The following is a 19,498-nucleotide window of genomic DNA, read 5'->3' on the forward strand; positions in this document are numbered from 1 at the left end:
TCCTACATTCCTTGCGGATGGCTAAAATGCTTCACTGAAGATAAAGCTAGATCTATAATTTTTTTAGATTGCTCTTCATTGGCATTGATTAGACTAATATCGTTAATCAACTCCATCAAAAAATTAGGTATCTCTTGTTTTTCCAGATCGCCATTATATAGACATGCTGCTCTGGTGAAAATATAGTGAAGTAAATTTTTGCTTATCGTTATCTTATTTTGCGCGATACCTTGATCATTATGGGCATCGCCGAATAGCAGCCAACCAGGAGAAACCTGTAGTTTCTCTGCAATTTCCATGAGCTTTACTGGTTCAGGTATCGCTTCTCCGCGCAGATACTTTCGACATATCTGAACCGAATACCCCGTTATCTCTGCTAACTTATGAATGCAAACTCCCGAAGTGGAGCGTTGCGAATTGAATCCTACAGCAATCATGGCATCACGAAGACGATAAGCAAACTGTTTGGTTAAGTTGACTTTTTCCATGAGGATACAAACGACCTGAATACTGAGAACTAGGTAAAGTGTAACAAAGGGAAGGCCAACCTGCAAATTAGGATATCATTGGAAACTTTGAGTTTCGTTTGGAAATTAAATGTTGACATTGGAAACCAATCGATTATAATCTCCTGCGAAACGAAGGAAAAAGTTTCTAAAGTCCAAACAAACAAACAAGGAAGGAAGTGATACACGATGGAACAAGTATCACTTAAAAGTCCAAAACAGAGGAAAGTGGCGTAACCGTAGTAAGCCAACCTCGCACCAATTGGGTCTGAATAGAATCCCCTCTATTCAGACCTTTCTTCCCGCAATAGTATTCATGTGTGAAATATTATTGTGCAAATGCTAGCTAAATGAAATCATTGTCCTATAATTAACCAGTAATGGAATAAGTCAAATAAACCAGGATAAAGAAGGGATACCCTGGAATGGTTCACAATTGACTTAGAAGGAAATACCAATGAGTATTGCTGAGAATAAAACTATTCCTACTCTTACACGACTTATAGACATACGAGCATCCGAACTTCCCGACCAGGTGGCATTTAAATTCTACGATGCGAAATCAGGAATTTTACAAACATTGACTTACAAGGAACTGAGGGATAAAGCACTTGCAGTTGCGGGACTATTACAGAAGACAATTAAACCTGGCGATAGGGTGTTGTTGGTATATCCTCCTGGTTTTGAATTAATCATTGCCATGTTCGCCTGTATGTATGTAGGAGGAGTATGTATATTAACCTACCCTCCATTGAATGATAAATTTGTGCAAAAAATACAACATATTATAGCAGACGCTAAACCACGTCTCGCTTTATGTGTGAAAGATTTCTCAGTTAAATTCAATCAGTTAAAGTTAGCAAAATCACTATTTAAAATTCCCCTCGTTCACCATCTATCAAAACGAATGCTGCACAAGGTATTTGAGTTATCCAATTGGGATGTGGATAGTCTCAAATGGGTGGTAACCGATCAATTGAAAAAAGAGACTGTCTATAATCCTATAGAGATTGAGCCCGAACAGGTGGTTTTATTTCAATACAGTTCTGGCTCAACAAGTCAGCCTAAGGGGATTATGCTAACACATCAAAATTTAATGCATAATCTTGAGGCTATACATGCGGGTATGTGTGGTAGCCAATCTGACCTGGTTGCCTGTTTCTGGTTGCCGCCATATCATGATATGGGCTTGATTGGAGGTATCTTTTCTCCAATTTTTGCCAGGAGCCCATCTATTCTATTTTCCCCTATGGACTTTCTACGAAGACCTCTATCCTGGTTAGAAATGATTACCAAGCATAAAGTAACGATCACGGGGGGACCCAATTTTGCTTATGAATACTGCGTCAATAGAATTACCCCTGAACAGAAAAAATCACTGGATTTGAGCTCTTGGAAAATTGCATTTTGTGGTGCTGAACCTATACATGCGGACACAATAGAAAAATTTTATGAGTATTTTAAGGAGTGTGGGTTAAGCCATGAAGCCTTTTGCCCCTGCTATGGTCTAGCTGAGTCTACTGTTTTTGTTAGCGCGGTTGGACCAAGTCAGAATTACTTATCAGGCTCTTTTTCTAATACTTCATTAAAGAAACGAGAAGTGGATCATATTGCTTTAAACGATAAAGATGCAAAATTATTAGTGGGTGTTGGTAGGCCGTCGTTTAATGTAAAAATTGCAGATCCAGACAATTTTCAGCTTTTAGCTGAAAATAAAGTAGGCGAAATTTGGATAGAGCATAATAAGAGCATTGCACAAGGGTACTGGAACCAACCTGAGTTAACAAAGGAGGTGTTTCAGGCGAAATTAGCCGATGATCATTCTAATGCATCTTATCTAAGAACAGGGGATTTAGGATTTATTCATCAGAACCAACTATTTATTTGTGGTCGAATTAAGGATTTGATCATTATTCATGGTGCAAATTTTTATCCTCAAGATTTAGAGTTAACTGTTTCTTATGCGCATTCAGCCGTAAGAGCGGGATGTGTTGCGGCGTTCAGTATGGAAGTTGAATATGAAGAAAAATTGGCCATAGTATGTGAGGTGAATGAGTTTCATGACTATGACTCAGTAATTCACTCCATTACCCAATCAATTGCTAGAGATCATCAGCTTGCAGTACATACTATTGCGTTGATAAAACCTAGAGAACTACCAAAAACTACTAGCGGAAAAATTCAAAGAAGACTATGTAGAGAACTATTATGCAAACGTGATTTGCCAATAGTGAAGTTATGGTTTGTCGATCAAATAACAAATGATAAACATATTGTACCTGGATCTGATGAAATGCAGCTTGTGCAAGCGAATGAATTAAGAGCTTGGTTAATTAATAAAATCGCAGTTCGCTCTCAAATAAAACCAGAGTCTGTTGATTGTAACCAGGCTTTTACTGAATTTGGCATTGATTCCCTTGAACTGGTAGGCATAGTTGATGAGTTAGAGAAATTTCTGAATAAAAAAATAGACTTAGGCCTATTTTGGGATTTTCCAACGATCAATATGATAGCCGATTACTTTGCTACTGCCCCAGGTTCAATTTCAGTACAAAAGATAAATAATCAATTTAGCAATGGTGTTGGGGAAAAAGGAGTATTTAAGAAGGCAGGAAAAACAGGAATCCTTATCATTCATGGTTTTAGTGGGACCCCGGGCGAGGTTCTCGAGTTTGGTAATCAACTATGGAAGGAAAATATTACCATTGCAATACCACAATTAGCAGGGCATTGCTCTTCTGAGAAGGATTTAAAATTATCGAATCGTCATGATTGGTATGAGTCGGTAGAAAAAGCATACAACCTACTTGCAGAGCATTGCGATCAGATCTATGTCGCCGGCCTTTCTGTGGGAGGACTGCTTGCTCTTAAATTAGCCGCAGAGAAGAAAGAGAAATTAGTTGGAGTGATCTTGTTGAGTCTTGTATTTTTTTATGATGGCTGGAATATGTCAAAATTAAAAATAAATCTCTTAATGCCTTTTATAATACATACACCCTTACGATTTTTAACAGCATTTAAAGAACGCTCTCCCTATGGAATTAAAGATGAGCGAGTAAGGCAATCTATTGAGTTGATTATGAAAAATCAACGAAGCAATGCCTCAGAGCAAATTGGAATTATGAAAATATCTGGTTCAAGCTTAAAAGAAGTAAATAATTTGATACGAGATACAAAACGTTTGTTACCGCATATTCATTGTCCGGCGTTAATTATTCATTCATTAGAAGATGATATGGCAAGCATTAAAAATGTGGAGTTCTTACAAAGGAAAATTGGAACGAAGCAAATTAAATTATGTTATCTGAACGATTGCTATCACGTCATTACTTTAGATAAAAAGAAAAACGAAGTGGCGGCTCATGTTCTCCATTTTTTAGTAGCCAATAAATAGCTGGTTTGGCGACAGTAGAGGGGTAAATTGATTATGTTATTTATTGTGGACTTTGATGGAACTATTTCAATTAACGATACTATTGATGTTCTATTAGAGTCATTTGCCTCTAAAGAATATTTATCTATTGAACAGCGCTGGAAAAATAATGAAATAGGTTCTATGGAGTGCATGAAATTACAATTTGAGCTAATTGAAGTAAAAGAAGACACACTAAAAAGCTTCCTTGACCATGTAGATATCGATTATTCCTTTATTAACTTTTGCCATTACGCTGTAAAATTGGGAACAATAGCTATTGCTAGCGACGGGATTGATTATCCAATTTATAAAATGCTGGAACAGCATAAGATCAATAACATACCTGTATTTGCAAATAAGATGCATCTTACAGAGGATGGGGTCTCCATTTCTTTTCCCTATGCTTCTAAATGCAAAAAAAGATCTGGTTGTTGCAAATGTGTTGTTAGTCAACGCCTCTGTTATAACGAAGAAGAGAAGATCATTTTGATTGGTAATGGCCAATCAGACACCTGTCTGGCTGAGCGGGCAGATTTTGTATTTGCCAAGGACTCGCTCAAAGACTATTGCATGAGCAAACATATTCCGTTTTGTGAATTTAGCAGTTTCCAAGACATTATTGCAGTAATGAAACAATGGGAGGAAACAGGCAGTTCTGTTCTAACTTAAATATGCCCATAAGTCGGGCTGAAAAGACGGTTATTAAATTATGACGGTTATTAAATTATTATGAGGTGTCACAATGGATATTCCTTCACTTTTAAAAAAAGATAGTCAATATTGTTCTTTCGGCGATACGGTGCATTATGCCAATCCACCTAAATTTTTTACTAATTGTGAGGGAAGCTATCTATATGATAATGAAAGTGTACCTTTCTTGGATTTGCAAATGTGGTATTCCGCAGTGAACTTGGGATATAAAAATAAACAATTAAACGAGGTATTAAAACAGCAAATTGATACGTTACCACAGCTGGCCTGTCAATATCTTCATCAAGAGAAAGTCGAATTGGCTGAGGCATTATGCAAAAATATAGAGGAAAAAACGGGGCAAAAGGGAAGGGTGCATTTTAATGTAGGTGGTTCTCAAGCCATAGAAGATGCTCTTAAGATAGTACGCAATGAAACAAAAAAGAACTTAATGCTGGCTTTTATGGGGGGATACCATGGTAGAACTCTTGGTGCATCGAGCATTACATCAAGTTATCGCTATCGAAGACGATTTGGTCATTTCTCCGATAGAGCTTTTTTCCAGCCATTTCCCTATTGTTTTCGTTGTCCCTATGAAATGAAAAAAGAAAGCTGTAAATTATATTGTGCTAATCAATTTAAAAAACTATTCGATACAGAATATAACGCCGTTTGGGATGATAAAGCTGGTGAGGCAGAATACGGGGCATTTTTTATTGAGTTTATTCAAGGGACTGGCGGTTATGTGATTCCACCTCCTGATTATTTTCAGGAAATAGCAAAAACGTTAAAAGAGCGCAATATATTAATCGTAGCTGATGAAATTCAAATGGGTTTTTATCGAACCGGTAAATTTTGGTCTTTTGAGCACTTTGGGGTGAATCCGGATATCATCGTCTTTGGCAAAGCACTCACTAATGGTTTGAATCCTATCTCAGGAATTTGGGCGCGAGAAGATCTCATTTCACCGGAAAAATTTCCGCCAGGATCCACCCATTCCACATACTCCTCTAACCCACTAGGCACTGCTGTTGGTTTAGAGGTAATGAATTTAATGACCAATGGACCGCTTGAACATCAAGTAAATGAAATAGGTGCTTACTTTCTGGAGCAATTGAAAGGATTGAAAACCCGTTGGAAAATGATTGGTGATGTTAATGGTCTTGGCTTGGCATTACGAATTGAATTATGTGAGGAAGACGGCTATACCCCTAACAGAAAATTGGCGGATGCCATTTTTAATGAAGGATTAAAAGGGGATTTAGATATTGAGAATAAAAAATACGGTCTAGTATTGGATATAGGCGGATACTATAAAAATGTATTCACCCTTGCGCCTTCATTGCTGATTACCAAAGAGGAAGTTGATTTAGGTATTAGGCTTTTAGAGATCTTACTAAAGCGCTGTGGGGCTGTTTAATCGCTGGGGTGTTAGTTCCCTCAGGGAATGATCCAATTCGGGCGTTCGAGTAAGTATTATTATCATGAGGAGTCAGGGCTATTACAGATGTTATGCTACATACCATTGGATTATTTGATAATCCAATGGTACAAGAATGTAATTCAATGTCATTTTCGCATAAGAATACCACCTACATCGGAACCGTTCATGTTGAGAAGGGGGATGTCTAGACACTAACTTCCTTATCCGAAACTGACGTTAATTTAATGAGAATAAAGGTTTCATTAAGAAATTATTTTAACCAAAATAAATCGTTTCGTTTATTCTGTACGTTGAAATTGAATCTCTATTTTTGCATCTATTCCAGGGGCAACATATAAGGTGCCTTGAGCGTTACCTTCATGTTCCGAAAAAGTACCTAGCAAATTGCCGAACTCTGTATGGATGGTGACCTCTCCATTAATACAAACTCCATGGAGCTGTTTTGCTGAGTGGTTAGGACAAAGGCTGCTACCCGAATCCTTATATGCACTCACTGTAATGGCAAAATTTCCGTCTTTGTCTGGGATAGAGACTGTTCCTGAACCATGATATTTACAGCTTCCTAAAATCCAGTTATATGCCTGACCTTTTCCAGCCCAGCTACCAGAAATATGCTCACAAGAGTTGGTGTTATTTGAATGAAAAATATAATCGGCATGCGATAGATTGGTATAACACAACATTACTGTCATCAGTACAAGCAATAAACGCTCCTTCATGTTTTCTCCCTGTTAAAGGTTGTCGCTGATCTTTGGGGTTGGGTAATAAACTTGATTAAAGGTAAGGATTCAAGCTTGTACGGGCATTTTGAGAAAACAAGTTGAGTTACTACGTTTAATCATTGAGTTACGCTAATATTGATTATTGGAATTGTCAACATGCGTTGCACGTTACTGCTTCGTTGAGCAAACCAAGGTGTCGGTATCAATCGGATATTCAGTAGCTGAAGAGGTAAATCAATTAACTACTTACGTTCCATTAAGATTAAAGACATTGACAGAGTTTGTGATTAAGAATAAAACTGGCCACAGTCGACTCATTAAGGTTTCTTTTTAAAAAGCAGAGTGTCTGCGAAACAGACGAGCAAATTCTACTGTGGCGGGAAATTGCTTCATCGATTCAGTACTCGAATCCTCATGTGACTTTCGTGTACACTCAGGTTCTGCTCTCCGTGTCTACTTGCATTTCCTTCTTCACAGCGAGTTTGGAACGAGGTCTATTGAAAAGACAATTAATTATAAAGATATTTTTTTACAAGCAACATACAAAGGAGTAACCTTGAATCAATCGATTAACAAGGATTTTTTTTTAAAATTTTTACTAATCCTATTTTTTTCTATAGTTGGTATCACTCAAGCCTTTGCTTTATTACCTAATCATCAATTACAAACCAAGGCAAGTTCCTCGTCATTGCATACCCAAGCCCAACATAGGGGCGAAATAATCGTGTTAATCCATGGTTTAATGCGAACCTACATGAGTATGGGGCCATTAAAATCTTATTTTGAGAAGCAAGGATATACGGTTTATTATTATAAATACACGTCTGCACGATACAGCATTCATGAGCATGCAGTTGATTTAAATCAATATATTGTTAAATTATTAGCAGAAAATCCTGGAGCAAAAATACACTTTATTACTCATAGTCTCGGGGGAGTCATTATTCGAGAGGCACTAGGGAGGCTGCCGAAAGAACAATTAAAAAATGTCGATTCTGTAGTCATGCTGGCACCACCTAATCAAGGATCTGCGCTTGCTAAGTTCTCAGTCAAAGTGTTGCCGATGCTTAATTATTTCGTTAAACCTTTGGCCGAATTAAGTTCCGATCAAGCGGCCTACGTTCATCATGTTCCAATACCCAATATTAAAATAGGAATCATTGCCGGACGATTTGATGCTAAGGTGCCTCCATCCTCCGCTCGTTTGGATGGTTATCCTGAACCTGTTGTCGTTAATGCAACCCACACTTTTATTATGAATCATGCTCGCACAAAGGAGTTAATCAAGCGGTTTTTAGAATCAGGTTCATTTGAAGAGAATAAAAAAAGTTAAAACTAGATTACAAGAAGAGCGCAAAGCCCTGAGGGCTTTGCGGCAGGGGGCAAAGACGCTCAGATTTTAAAGGATGAAGGGCTATTGATAAATTGTTGTAGAGTTTCTGTTAATGGAAGACTTAATAATTTATGGCGACTTTCCTGTCCTCGTACCAACATAATTTGCGTTTTAGGTATTTTTAATAGTTTGGCTATAAAAAGGATAAGTTCCTTATTTGCTTTACCGTCTTGGGGCTGTGCATGAACGGCAATGTGTAACGCATCTTGATTGATCTCCAGAAGTGCTGTCTTACTAGCGTTAGGTTTAACATACACTTGTAACGTGACACGTTCATTCGTAATTTTAAACCACATAAATAATTAATCCAAAAACGAGTAAAATAATTTGCTTTATAATCATACCTTGGATATAATTCAAGCCAATTTGAATGCAGGTCGAATAATAGGCACGTAGCTCAGTGGTAGAGCACCACCTTGACATGGTGGTGGTCGGTGGTTCGATCCCACTCGTGCCTACCATGTAGCCTGAAATAATAGTAGAATCTACAAGAGCAACTACTACACCGAATATTGAAGATCAAAACCCTGCTTTTGCAGGGTTTTTTTTTGAATAAAAAGGCTTGTAAAATTTCGAACTCGACAAGTTGATTTTAATAGAGGAATTAAGCAATCTGTTAAAATCAAATTTTAGTGAGGAGTTCCGCGTTTTGCGAGGCTCCTGAAAAATGCTTTACGGATGCTAAAGGCGGATAAGACTATGCCAGACATTAAATTACCTGACGGAAGTGTAAAACATTTTGAGGCCCCTTTAACTGTTTATGATGTAGCCCATCATATCAGCCCGGGATTGGCCAAGGCTGCTTTGGCTGGCCGTGTTGACGATCGCTTAGTAGATACCTCTTTTCTGATTAAAAACAATTGTTCTTTAGTCATCTTGACCGAAAAGCAAGAAGAAAGTTTGGAAGTTATTCGTCATTCTACAGCACATTTGCTTGCTCAGGCGGTGAAGGCTCTTTTTCCTACCGCACAAGTCACTATAGGCCCAGTTATTGACGATGGATTTTATTATGATTTTGCGCTTCAAAGACCATTCACTCCTGAAGATTTAGAAGCAATAGAAGCCAAAATGCTGGAGTTGGCAAAAGCGAATTATCCTGTTACGCGTAGAGAATTATCGCGAGATGATGCAATAAATTATTTTAAAAGTATAGGTGAGGAATATAAGGCGAAGATCATTGCTGATATTCCTGAAGATGAAGTGCTTTCTTTGTATAAACAAGGTGATTTTGAAGACTTGTGTCGCGGTCCTCATGTCCCTGCTACAGGCTTTTTAAAAGCGTTTAAGTTGACCAAGCTAGCAGGAGCTTATTGGCGAGGTGACTCGAATAATGAGATGTTACAACGTATTTATGGTACTGCTTGGGCTGATAAAAAATCTTTAGCTGATTATTTGTTTCGTATTGAAGAAGCTGAAAAACGAGATCATCGTAAATTAGGGAAAGCACTTGAGCTATTTCATTTTCAAGAGATTGCTCCTGGAATGGTTTTTTGGCATCCCAAAGGATGGACCATTTACCAAGAGTTAGAGCGTTATATGCGTATGCGCTTGGCTGATTTTGGTTACCAAGAAATTAAAACACCACAATTAGTCGATAAAGTGCTATGGGAAAAATCTGGGCATTGGGACAATTTTAGAGACGAGATGTTTGTTACTGAAACAGACAATAGACACTATGCGGTCAAACCAATGAACTGCCCTTGTCACGTACAAGTGTATAACCAAGGATTAAAAAGTTATAGAGATCTACCTTTAAGACTCTCAGAGTTTGGTAATTGCCATCGCTGTGAACCCTCTGGCTCATTACATGGACTAATGAGAGTTCGCAATATGGTGCAAGATGATGCCCATATTTTCTGTACTGAAGACCAAATTCAGTCCGAAGTAGCGATGATGTTGGAGTTAGTGCAATCAGTGTACACTGATTTTGGCTTCAATGAGATTAAGTATCGTTTAGCGTTACGCCCTGAGAAACGAGTTGGCTCAGATGACGTATGGGATAAAGCAGAAAATGCTTTAAAGCTTGCAATGCAAGGAAGAAATATCGAGTGGATTGATGCACCTGGTGAGGGCGCGTTTTATGGTCCCAAGATAGAATGTTCTTTATCTGATTGTTTGGGGCGAATTTGGCAATGTGGCACGATACAAGTCGATTTTTCTATGCCGGCACGTTTAGAGGCCAGTTATGTTGCTGAAAATGGTAGCAAACAAATTCCAGTCATGTTGCATAGGGCTATTTTAGGATCTTTTGAGCGTTTCATGGGAATTTTAATAGAACATTATGCTGGCAAACTACCATTATGGTTATCACCTATACAGGCATGTGTTCTTACTATTAGTGAAAAACAGAATGAATACGCAGAAAAAGTGAGTCAAATTTTGCAAAAAAAAGGTATTCGTGCAAATTTTGACTTGAGAAATGAGAAGATTGGCTTTAAAATTCGTGAACATACCTTACAAAAGGTACCCTATTTATTGATTATAGGTGATAAAGAAGTCGAAACTGGCCAAGTCGCTGTACGTAGCCGTGAGGGCGTAGACTTGGGAGTGATGACGATAGATACAATTAGCGATACTTTGTTGCAGGAAATTGCCCGCAAAGGATCTTTATAAATAACTAACTGGAGGAAGAAACCATTAGTGCACCAACTAAGCGTGAAAATGATCGCGCACGAATTAATGAACAGATCACTGTACCTGAGGTACGCTTAATTGATGTCGATGGTAACCAGGCAGGAATTGTATCTACAAGGGAAGCATTACGTGCAGCAGAAGAGGATGGGTTGGATTTAGTGGAGATATCTCCCACTGCCAAGCCGCCAGTTTGCCGTATAATGGACTATGGTAAGTTTGTCTTTGAACTGAATAAAAAACAAGCTGAAGCAAGGAAAAAGCAAAAGCAAATTCAGGTTAAAGAACTAAAATTCCGTCCTACGACGGAAGATGGAGATTATCAGGTCAAGCTACGCAACCTGATCCGTTTCCTGAATCATGGTGATAAGGTCAAAATTACACTACGTTTTCGTGGTCGTGAAATGGCTCATCAGGAACTTGGTATGAAAATTCTGGAGCGTTTACAGGCAGATACTGCTGAATTTGCAATAGTTGAGCAACATGCTAAACGCGAAGGAAGACAATTACTGATGGTATTAGCACCTAAAAAAACTAAATAACTAATTATATTTGTTGTGATATGACAAATATTAATGCGGAGTATAATGTTATGCCAAAGTTAAAGTCACATCGTGGAGCGTCTAAACGCTTCCGTAAGACAGCAAGTGGCGCGATTAAACGTCGTGGTGCTTATAGGAATCATATCCTCACTAAAAAATCTACTAAACAAAAACGCCACTTACGCGTAGGTGCAAGCAGATTAAAGTCATGCGATGCTCGTTTAGCAGAGCGTATGTTGCACGGTAGTTAAGGGGAGGAATAAAAAATGCCAAGAGTTAAACGTGGTGTGACAGCAAAAGCGCGTCATAAGAAAATTTTAGATCTAGCTAAAGGTTATTACGGCGCCCGTAGCCGAACCTATAGAGTAGCAAAGCAAGCGGTAATTAAAGCTGGCCAATATGCATACAGAGACAGACGTCAGAAAAAACGTCAATTCCGTGCATTATGGATAGTTCGTATTAATGCGCAAGCTCGTGAGTGTGGCATGTCTTACAGCCGTTTGATTGATGGTTTGAAAAAAGCATCTATTGAATTGGATAGGAAAATACTGGCTGACATGGCCGTTAATGACAAAGTAACATTTGCTGCGATTGCTGAAAAAGCTAAAGCTGCATTAAAAGATTAATTTGTTATTAGATGGACTTTTTATTGCAAGAACGTGTTTTAAAAAACATAGATAAATCGTAATAAGGTCCAATGTAACTCAGCTCAAAGCAGTTACAAATAAATATATCGAGGAGGCTAAGGCCTCCTTTTTACTTGTGGGTAAAAATATGCAAGATATCATCACCATACAAGAACAGGCTTCTGATGCAATTAATAAAGCTCAAGATATTGCAACTTTAGAATCAATTCGTGTTGACTTTCTAGGTAAAAAAGGAAAGCTCACAGAGATTTTAAAGGGGCTTGCAGGTTTATCTGCTGAAGAAAAGCCTAAAGTAGGGCAGTTAGTTAATCAGGCAAAACGTGACATTGGTGCCTTAATTGAAACGAAGCTGCAGGAATTAAAAGAACAACAATTGTTGGCAAAACTATCAGCAGAAAAAATTGATGTCACTCTTCCTGGTCGCAATAAATTATCTGGCTCATTACATCCAGTCACTCAGGTGAAACATCGCATTAATGAATATTTCAGTCGTTTGGGTTTTGATATAGTTGATGGACCTGAAATCGAAACTGAATTTTATAATTTTGAAGCATTAAATATTCCAGGCCATCATCCTGCTCGAGCAATGCATGATACTTTTTATTTTGGTGATGGACGTTTATTGCGCACGCATACTTCTCCTGTGCAAGTACGTACTATGGAGCAACGTAAACCACCTTTTCGGTTAATTGCTCCTGGTCGCGTTTATCGATGTGATTCCGATCTGACCCATACTCCAATGTTCCACCAGGTAGAAGGCTTATTAATCGATCAACAAGCAACTTTAGCTGGATTAAAGGGGCTACTCCAAGATTTTTTTGCCCATTTCTTTGGACGTGAGCTTGCGCTTAGATTTAGACCATCGTATTTCCCTTTTACTGAACCCTCAGCAGAAGTCGATATTGAGTGTACTCAATGTTATGGAAAAGGGTGTCGCTCTTGTAAGTATACAGGCTGGCTTGAGGTATTAGGTTGCGGTATGGTACATCCTAATGTGTTGCGAGCGGTCAACATTTCTCCTGATGAATATCAAGGCTGGGCCTTTGGGATGGGGATGGATAGATTAGCCATGTTATATTATGGGATAGATGATTTACGCATGATGTTTGAAAACGATCTAACCTTTTTAAGCCAGTTTTAACGCACTCGTTGTAAAGCAAGTGGTCGCATAAGTAATTTATTACTGCTTGGTTGAAGTAGCCATTTTATGTTGAGCTAAGGCTCTATCTACAGTTACTTTTCCGAACAGTCATGATAGGTGATGGGGACAATAGATGAAAGTAAGTAAATTATGGTTACATGAATGGGTTAATTTCTCATTAACTGAGCAGGAGTTAGCCGCTCAATTGACTATGGCAGGTCTAGAGGTAGACTCTGTAAGTCCTGTAGCTGGAGAATTTACTCAGGTGGTTGTTGCTGAAGTACTCAGTACTAAACCTCATCCAGATGCTGATAAATTGACATTATGTGATGTTAACGCCGGAGCAGATCAGGTATTAAAAGTCGTTTGTGGTGCCAGAAACGTAAGACCGGGCCTAAAGGTCGCCTTGGCAATGGTCGGCGCACAATTACCTGGTGGCCTCAAAATTAAAGAATCTAAGTTACGCGGAGAGTTGTCTCAAGGGATGTTGTGTTCCGTTACCGAGTTAGGTCTTGCTGAACAGTCTGATGGCATCATGGAGTTAGCGGATGATGCTCCAGTAGGTATGAGTTTACGTGAATATCTCTCTCTAGACGATCATGTATTGGACATCGATTTAACCCCTAACCGTGCTGATTGTTTTAGCGTTTTGGGTGTTGCTCGCGAACTATCTGTATTAAATAAATTGCCTTTAATTGAACCGTCTATTGATACTGTTACCCCATCAGTAGATGATGTACTTGCTATTAATTTAAAAAATGCTGAAGCTTGCCCTCGTTATTGTGGGCGGATTATTCGTAATATTAACTCAGAGGCAACGACTCCTTTATGGATGGCTGAACGGTTACGCCGAGGTGGCATTAGGACACTTCATCCTGTTGTTGATGTGATGAATTATGTGATGCTTGAGCTAGGCCAGCCCATGCACGCATTTGACTTGTCTCAGCTGAAAGGAGGAATAAATGTTCGTTTTAGTAACGAATCGGAACATTTAGAACTTTTAGATGGGCAGGAAATTACGTTAAGTGATAAAGTATTGGTCATTGCTGATGACGAGAAGCCTTTAGCAATGGCAGGTATTATGGGGGGAGCTGACAGTGCAGTTCAAGCACACACGCAAAATGTATTTTTAGAAAGTGCTTATTTTCATCCAGTAACCATAGCCGGTGTTGCTAGGAAGTATGGTTTATTTAGCGATTCCTCTCAACGTTTTGAGCGTGGTGTTGATCCATACTTGCAAACAAGGGCGCTTGAACGAGCAACATCATTGATCTTATCTATCTCTGGTGGTGAAGCTGGCCCGGTGATTGAGTCTTGTAGTACAGAGTATTTGCCTGTAAAAAATGCATTTTCATTTGATACCGCTAAAGTGCAGAAAATAACTGGACTTTCTATTTCTCTAGAAGAAATGAAGAGCTTGTTAGAGGGGATAGGTGTTACCCTTCTTCAGGATATGAACGGTATTTTTGATGTGAAAATTCCTACGCATCGATTTGATATTCAGCAAGATGTTGATTTGGTTGAGGAAATCATTAGACTTTATGGTTACGACAATTTAAAGGCTCAGCCTATGAACACGTTGGTTCAGGCGGGACAGTCAAGTTCTAATGAGCGAATTGCGCAACAACTTGCAACCTGGTTTCGTAGCCGCGGCTACAATGAAACCATCAGTTATAGTTTCGTGGATCCGGAATTACAACAAGCCATTTATCCGCAGCAAGAGTTTATGCAATTGCTTAATCCTATTTCATCAGAGTTATCGCAAATGCGTGTTGGGATGTGGCCTGGATTACTTGCTTCTATGATTTATAATATTCATAGACAGCAGAATGCGATTAAATTTTTTGAGGTAGGTGTCGTCTTTGATGTCAATCAAGGACAATTGCAGGAAAGAGCTTGTGTTGCTGGTTTATTGGTGGGCGAACAAGGAAATGCAAACTGGAGCGAAACGACGCGCTATTTTGATTTTTTTGATCTAAAAGGAGACCTGCAGGCATTATTCGCATCATTAAAAATAGAGCAAGCTGAGTTTATCCCTGCTACTCATGATGCATTGCATCCTGGCCAATCAGCACAAATAATTGTTCATGGCCAACATGCCGGATGGATAGGTGTACTCCACCCCAAATTAATGGATGCGCTCGATCTTCAGCATGATGTTATATTATTTGAAATCAATTTAGCCGTTTTAATTAATTCCAGCGCGCCGCGCTATAAAACTATTTCAAAGTACCCTCAAATTAGAAGGGACTTATCCTTTTTAGTTGATAAACAGATTAATGCCATGGAAATTGAAACGGCTATTAGAGCAAGTATCAAAGAAAATTGGTTAAAGTCTTTTGACGTATTTGACGTATACATGGGGAAAGGTATTCCTGATGGTAAAAAAAGCTTAGCCGTAGCGATGACATTGCAAGATGATAGTAGGACTTTAGTTGACGCAGAGATCAACTCGTTAATTAGTGCTATAATCAAGACATTACAAAATGAATTTTCAATCATACTGAGGGAATAATCGTGAATGCACTAAGCAAAGCTATAATGGCAGAAAACTTGTGTGACGAATTAGAGTTATCTAAACCAGTATCTAAGGAAATAGTAGAAAATTTTTTTGAAGAGTTGCGGCATGCCTTAGAAAGTGGCCAACATGTCAAACTATCCGGATTTGGGAATTTCACCTTAAGGGATAAGCCTCAGCGCCCAGGTAGAAACCCTAAAACCGGAGAAGAGATTCCTGTGGTGGCTCGGAGAGTGGTGACCTTTAAACCGGGTTTGAAGTTAAAAACAAAAATTGAAGCAATAGGAAAATAATTCGTTGACTTATTATACAAAACACGTATTCTTATGTACAAATCAGAAACCTGCTGGTAAGCAATGCTGTGCTAATTCCGGAGGGGAACCTTTTTTCGATTATTTGAAAACCAGGTTACTGGAATTAGATATGCATGGTCCGGGAAAGATTCGCATTAGTAAAACGGGATGTCTTGGGCGTTGTGCCTCCGGTCCATGTTTAGTGATTTATCCTGAAGGCGTATGGTATAGCTACGCATCATTTAGCGATATCGATCAAATTATTGAGAGCCATTTAATTGCCGGAAAAGTTGCAGAGCAGCTTTTGATTGATCAATGAGTATATTAATAAATTAAAAACATGCATTGCTTTTCATCTGTCATCCTACATTCTGAGATGGATGAGGAGGAATAAAAGTTAATGTATTGTTGTTGTAATAAAATACAAATAATAAAGCTTACGCAAAGTATTAAAGTTGATGTGAAATTTGATTTTACTATGGGATTTAGTTAGCTAAATAGCCAGGTTAAAATTAAATTTTAATGAATAGATAGAGATTCTGCATAAGTTTTAATGCAATTTTAGAAGTGGAATTAGGTGTTTTTATAGGGATTTAATTAATTGATCGTAAATTTTTATCCTTTTTTACTTGTAGGATTTTTCTGTTTTGGTTAAAATCGCCCGTCCATGATAGAAAGATTACCAATTTAGGCGGTTCGGAGTTTATTTAATGAAGACATTTAGTGCCAAAGGCCATGAAGTCAAACGTGACTGGTTTGTGGTCGATGCCAGCGATAAGGTTTTGGGTCGCTTAGCGACTGAGATTGCCCGTCGTTTACGTGGCAAACATAAAGCTGAGTATACGCCCCATGTTGATACCGGGGATTACATCATTGTTACTAATGCGGAAAAAGTTACTGTAACTGGCCGTAAATTTAATAACAAAATGTATCATCGTCATACAGGTCATCCTGGTGGTATCAAATCAGTCACTTTCGAAAAAATGCAGGATAAAAATCCTGCGAAAATTATCGAACTTGCTGTAAAAGGCATGTTACCAAAAAATCCATTGGGTAGAGAGATGTATCGTAAGTTGAAGGTATATGCTGGTAACGAGCATCCACATACTGCTCAGCAACCCAAGCAACTAGAGATTGAGGAATAGTATTATGGCTGAAATGCAGCAATACTACGGTACTGGCCGTAGAAAAAGTTCAGTAGCTCGCGTTTTTTTACGTCCTGGTAAAGGTGAGATTAAAGTTAATAATCGCAGCTTGAAAGAGTATTTCTGTCGTGAAACTGCTTGTATGGTTGTTATGCAGCCTTTAGAAACTGTTGATCTAACTGACAAGTTTGATATTTACATCACTGTAACAGGTGGTGGGGTTTCTGGTCAGGCTGGCGCAGTTCGTTTAGGAATAGCTAGAGCGTTAGTTGCCTATGATGAAAAAGGTCTGGTTGAAGATGCTGAACCTAATCCTAATTCATTCCGTAGAAGACTTCGTGCTCGCAACTTATTGACTCGTGATTCACGTCGTGTTGAGAGAAAGAAAGTAGGGCTACACAAAGCTCGTCGAGCTACTCAATACTCAAAACGTTAATTTGTTTTATTATAGAAAAAACCTCGCTATGCGGGGTTTTTTTATTTACAGATTCAACATCATTAATGCATGTAGTAGTGGTTAACTGCATGCATTAGGTGTATAGAGAAGGGTAACATCATGACAAATGAAATTACTGATCTCAATCAAAACGATAAAGACGGCGCCATTGATGAAGGTAGGCGACGTTTTTTATTAGCGTCTACCGGCGTTTTAGGAACTATAGGGGCTCTTTGTGCTTTTACCCCATTAATATCTTCTTGGCTGCCTAGTGCAAAGGCTCAAGCGAAGGGGACTCCTGTTCAAGTTGATTTAAGTAAAATGGAGCCTGGAGGGCAAGTTGTAGTCCAATGGAGAGGAAGGCCCGTATGGATTATTCGACGCACCAAAGAAATGCTGCAACATTTAACTCAAGCTGAGAGTTTATTACGTGACCCAGATTCATTAGTTGATCAACAACCCGAATATGCAAAAAATAAGTTCCGTTCTATTAATCCAGAGTATTTAGTTTTGGTAGGCATTTGCACGCATCTTGGTTGCACTCCAAAATATAAACCTACTCTAGGTGAGTTAGGAGCTGATTGGCCGGGAGGTTTTTTTTGCCCTTGCCATGGTTCTACTTTTGATCTAGCAGGACGGGTTTTTAAAGGTGTTCCTGCCCCTATCAATTTGGAGGTACCGCCTTATCGCTTTATTAATAATCATATTATTGTGATAGGTGAAGATACTGAATAAAAGGTTACATCATGAAAGGATTATTTTATTGGTTAGATGCTCGATTGCCTTTAATTGCTACTTGGAAAAGGCATTTTAGTCATTATTATGTCCCTAAAAATCTAAATTTTCTTTATTTATTGGGCTCAATAGCCCTTGTCATTTTGCTCAGTCAGCTGGTTACAGGGCTTTGGCTAACCATGTTCTATACACCGAATACCGATCTTGCTTTTTCTTCTATTGAATACATCATGCGAGATGTCCATTTTGGTTGGCTATTACGATATATGCATTCTACAGGAGCGTCTGCGTTTTTTATCGTAATTTATTTACATCTGTTTCGAGGATTACTTTATGGATCATATCAGAAACCAAGAGAACTCGTATGGATTTTAGGTATGCTTTTGTTCATTTTACTGCTGGCAGAAGCCTTTTTTGGTTATTTATTACCTTGGGGACAGATGTCTTATTGGGGGGCAGAGGTAATTACTTCATTATTCGGTGCCATACCTTACATAGGTAAGGGCTTAGTGACCTGGATTCGAGGAGACTTCTCTGTTGCTAATGCCACACTACAGCGTTTTTTTGCCTTACATGTGATCGGTATTCCAGCACTGATATTCTTTCTTGTTTTTTTACATCTTGTTGCCTTGCGTCAAGTTGGTTCAAATAACCCTGAGGGAATAGAAATTAACAAAATACTCGATAAGCAAGGAAAACCCGAGGATGGCATCCCTTTTCACCCTTATTATACTCTTAAAGATGCAGTTGGTGTGCTTGGATTTTTGATCTTATTTTTCTCTGTAGTATTTTTTATGCCGGAGATGGGGGGATATTTTTTAGAACGCGCTAATTTCACCCCAGCAAATCCAGTAGTAACACCTGATGATATTACACCGTTATGGTATATGGCTCCTTTTTATGCGGTGTTGCGTGCTATACCTAATAAATTACTGGGAGTTATCTGTCTGGGGTTAACTCTGATCGTTTTATTTTTTTTGCCGTGGTTAGATAGAAGTCCTGTACGCTCTATAAGATATAAGGGAATTTTCTCTAGAACAAGCTTGGTGCTTTTTGTAATGAGCGTTTTTCTTTTAGGGTATTTGGGGACTGTTCCAGTTAATCCACTCCGCTTGTTATTGGCTCGAATTGGTACAATAATTTATTTTACTTATTTTTTATTGATGCCTTTTTATAGCAGACTTGAGGTATGTCGACAGGTACCAGAAAGGATAGGGCAACGATGAGGGGTATAGGATAT

At 38.6% G+C, this 19,498-nt stretch carries 19 protein-coding genes and 1 tRNA gene; 17 read left to right on the top strand and 3 right to left on the bottom strand.

Annotated features, from left to right (window positions below; genetic code table 11):
• Positions 1 to 2: 2 nt before the first annotated feature.
• Complete coding sequence (locus tag LFA_RS01510; protein WP_045094619.1) at positions 3 to 488, bottom strand: helix-turn-helix domain-containing protein; 486 nt, start codon at positions 486 to 488, stop codon at positions 3 to 5.
• A 475-nt stretch (positions 489 to 963) separates the two neighbouring features.
• Here LFA_RS01510 and LFA_RS18715 point away from each other — a divergent pair, with 475 nt between their 5' ends.
• The 3 genes from LFA_RS18715 (at position 964) to LFA_RS01525 (ending at position 6,031) form a co-directional block, all read left to right on the top strand.
• Positions 964 to 3,900 carry an alpha/beta fold hydrolase gene (locus tag LFA_RS18715; protein WP_052673813.1) on the top strand — a complete coding sequence of 979 codons (2,937 nt, stop codon included), beginning with the start codon at positions 964 to 966 and terminating at the stop codon, positions 3,898 to 3,900.
• 33 nt (positions 3,901 to 3,933) lie between these two features.
• Positions 3,934 to 4,590, top strand: coding sequence for an MtnX-like HAD-IB family phosphatase (locus LFA_RS01520; protein WP_045094620.1), 657 nt, complete (start codon positions 3,934 to 3,936; stop codon positions 4,588 to 4,590).
• Between the two features lie 73 nt (positions 4,591 to 4,663).
• Positions 4,664 to 6,031, top strand: a complete 1,368-nt coding sequence (locus LFA_RS01525; RefSeq protein ID WP_045094621.1) for an aspartate aminotransferase family protein — start codon at positions 4,664 to 4,666, stop codon at positions 6,029 to 6,031.
• A 302-nt stretch (positions 6,032 to 6,333) separates the two neighbouring features.
• Here LFA_RS01525 and LFA_RS01530 read toward each other — a convergent pair whose 3' ends face one another.
• Positions 6,334 to 6,774 (bottom strand): hypothetical protein, encoded by a 441-nt coding sequence (locus tag LFA_RS01530; protein WP_045094622.1) that lies wholly within the window; start codon positions 6,772 to 6,774, stop codon positions 6,334 to 6,336.
• Positions 6,775 to 7,333: 559 nt separating this feature from the next.
• Here LFA_RS01530 and LFA_RS01535 point away from each other — a divergent pair.
• The gene (locus LFA_RS01535; protein ID WP_045094623.1) at positions 7,334 to 8,110 is read left to right on the top strand and encodes an esterase/lipase family protein; all 777 of its coding nucleotides are present in this window, start codon (positions 7,334 to 7,336) and stop codon (positions 8,108 to 8,110) included.
• A 59-nt stretch (positions 8,111 to 8,169) separates the two neighbouring features.
• On the opposite strand, the gene LFA_RS01540 is transcribed toward LFA_RS01535, so the two are convergent.
• Positions 8,170 to 8,466: a DUF167 domain-containing protein gene (locus LFA_RS01540; RefSeq protein ID WP_045094624.1), complete on the bottom strand. Its 297-nt coding sequence runs from the start codon at positions 8,464 to 8,466 to the stop codon at positions 8,170 to 8,172.
• Between the two features lie 90 nt (positions 8,467 to 8,556).
• On the opposite strand from LFA_RS01540, the gene LFA_RS01545 reads away from it, so the two are divergent.
• The 13 genes from LFA_RS01545 (at position 8,557) to LFA_RS01605 (ending at position 19,484) form a co-directional block, all read left to right on the top strand.
• Positions 8,557 to 8,631: transfer RNA gene (locus LFA_RS01545), tRNA-Val, on the top strand.
• Positions 8,632 to 8,869: 238 nt separating this feature from the next.
• On the top strand, positions 8,870 to 10,783 hold the full coding sequence (gene thrS / locus LFA_RS01550) for a threonine--tRNA ligase (RefSeq protein ID WP_045094625.1): 1,914 nt from the start codon (positions 8,870 to 8,872) through the stop codon (positions 10,781 to 10,783).
• Between the two features lie 23 nt (positions 10,784 to 10,806).
• Positions 10,807 to 11,343 carry a translation initiation factor IF-3 gene (infC, locus tag LFA_RS01555; RefSeq protein ID WP_045094626.1) on the top strand — a complete coding sequence of 179 codons (537 nt, stop codon included), beginning with the start codon at positions 10,807 to 10,809 and terminating at the stop codon, positions 11,341 to 11,343.
• A 50-nt stretch (positions 11,344 to 11,393) separates the two neighbouring features.
• A complete protein-coding gene (gene rpmI / locus LFA_RS01560; protein WP_045094627.1) occupies positions 11,394 to 11,594 on the top strand; it encodes a 50S ribosomal protein L35 in 201 nt (66 codons plus the stop codon).
• Positions 11,595 to 11,609: 15 nt separating this feature from the next.
• Positions 11,610 to 11,969, top strand: coding sequence for a 50S ribosomal protein L20 (gene rplT / locus LFA_RS01565; RefSeq protein ID WP_045094628.1), 360 nt, complete (start codon positions 11,610 to 11,612; stop codon positions 11,967 to 11,969).
• A 148-nt stretch (positions 11,970 to 12,117) separates the two neighbouring features.
• Positions 12,118 to 13,131, top strand: coding sequence for a phenylalanine--tRNA ligase subunit alpha (gene pheS, locus LFA_RS01570; protein ID WP_045094629.1), 1,014 nt, complete (start codon positions 12,118 to 12,120; stop codon positions 13,129 to 13,131).
• Positions 13,132 to 13,264: 133 nt separating this feature from the next.
• On the top strand, positions 13,265 to 15,646 hold the full coding sequence (pheT, locus tag LFA_RS01575) for a phenylalanine--tRNA ligase subunit beta (protein ID WP_045094630.1): 2,382 nt from the start codon (positions 13,265 to 13,267) through the stop codon (positions 15,644 to 15,646).
• A gap of 2 nt (positions 15,647 to 15,648) precedes the next feature.
• Positions 15,649 to 15,942, top strand: a complete 294-nt coding sequence (locus LFA_RS01580) for an integration host factor subunit alpha (protein WP_084602084.1) — start codon at positions 15,649 to 15,651, stop codon at positions 15,940 to 15,942.
• 4 nt (positions 15,943 to 15,946) lie between these two features.
• Entirely contained in the window at positions 15,947 to 16,261 is a 315-nt protein-coding gene (locus LFA_RS01585) for a (2Fe-2S) ferredoxin domain-containing protein (RefSeq protein WP_045094631.1), read from the top strand.
• A 391-nt stretch (positions 16,262 to 16,652) separates the two neighbouring features.
• Positions 16,653 to 17,087, top strand: coding sequence for a 50S ribosomal protein L13 (gene rplM / locus LFA_RS01590; protein ID WP_045094632.1), 435 nt, complete (start codon positions 16,653 to 16,655; stop codon positions 17,085 to 17,087).
• Positions 17,088 to 17,091: 4 nt separating this feature from the next.
• Positions 17,092 to 17,523 carry a 30S ribosomal protein S9 gene (rpsI, locus tag LFA_RS01595; RefSeq protein WP_045094633.1) on the top strand — a complete coding sequence of 144 codons (432 nt, stop codon included), beginning with the start codon at positions 17,092 to 17,094 and terminating at the stop codon, positions 17,521 to 17,523.
• A 120-nt stretch (positions 17,524 to 17,643) separates the two neighbouring features.
• Positions 17,644 to 18,258: a ubiquinol-cytochrome c reductase iron-sulfur subunit gene (petA, locus tag LFA_RS01600; RefSeq protein WP_045094634.1), complete on the top strand. Its 615-nt coding sequence runs from the start codon at positions 17,644 to 17,646 to the stop codon at positions 18,256 to 18,258.
• Between the two features lie 11 nt (positions 18,259 to 18,269).
• Positions 18,270 to 19,484, top strand: coding sequence for a cytochrome b (locus LFA_RS01605; protein ID WP_045094635.1), 1,215 nt, complete (start codon positions 18,270 to 18,272; stop codon positions 19,482 to 19,484).
• Positions 19,485 to 19,498: the final 14 nt, after the last annotated feature.

This window comes from Legionella fallonii LLAP-10, from assembly GCF_000953135.1.
Classification (GTDB): Bacteria; Pseudomonadota; Gammaproteobacteria; order Legionellales; family Legionellaceae; genus Legionella; species Legionella fallonii.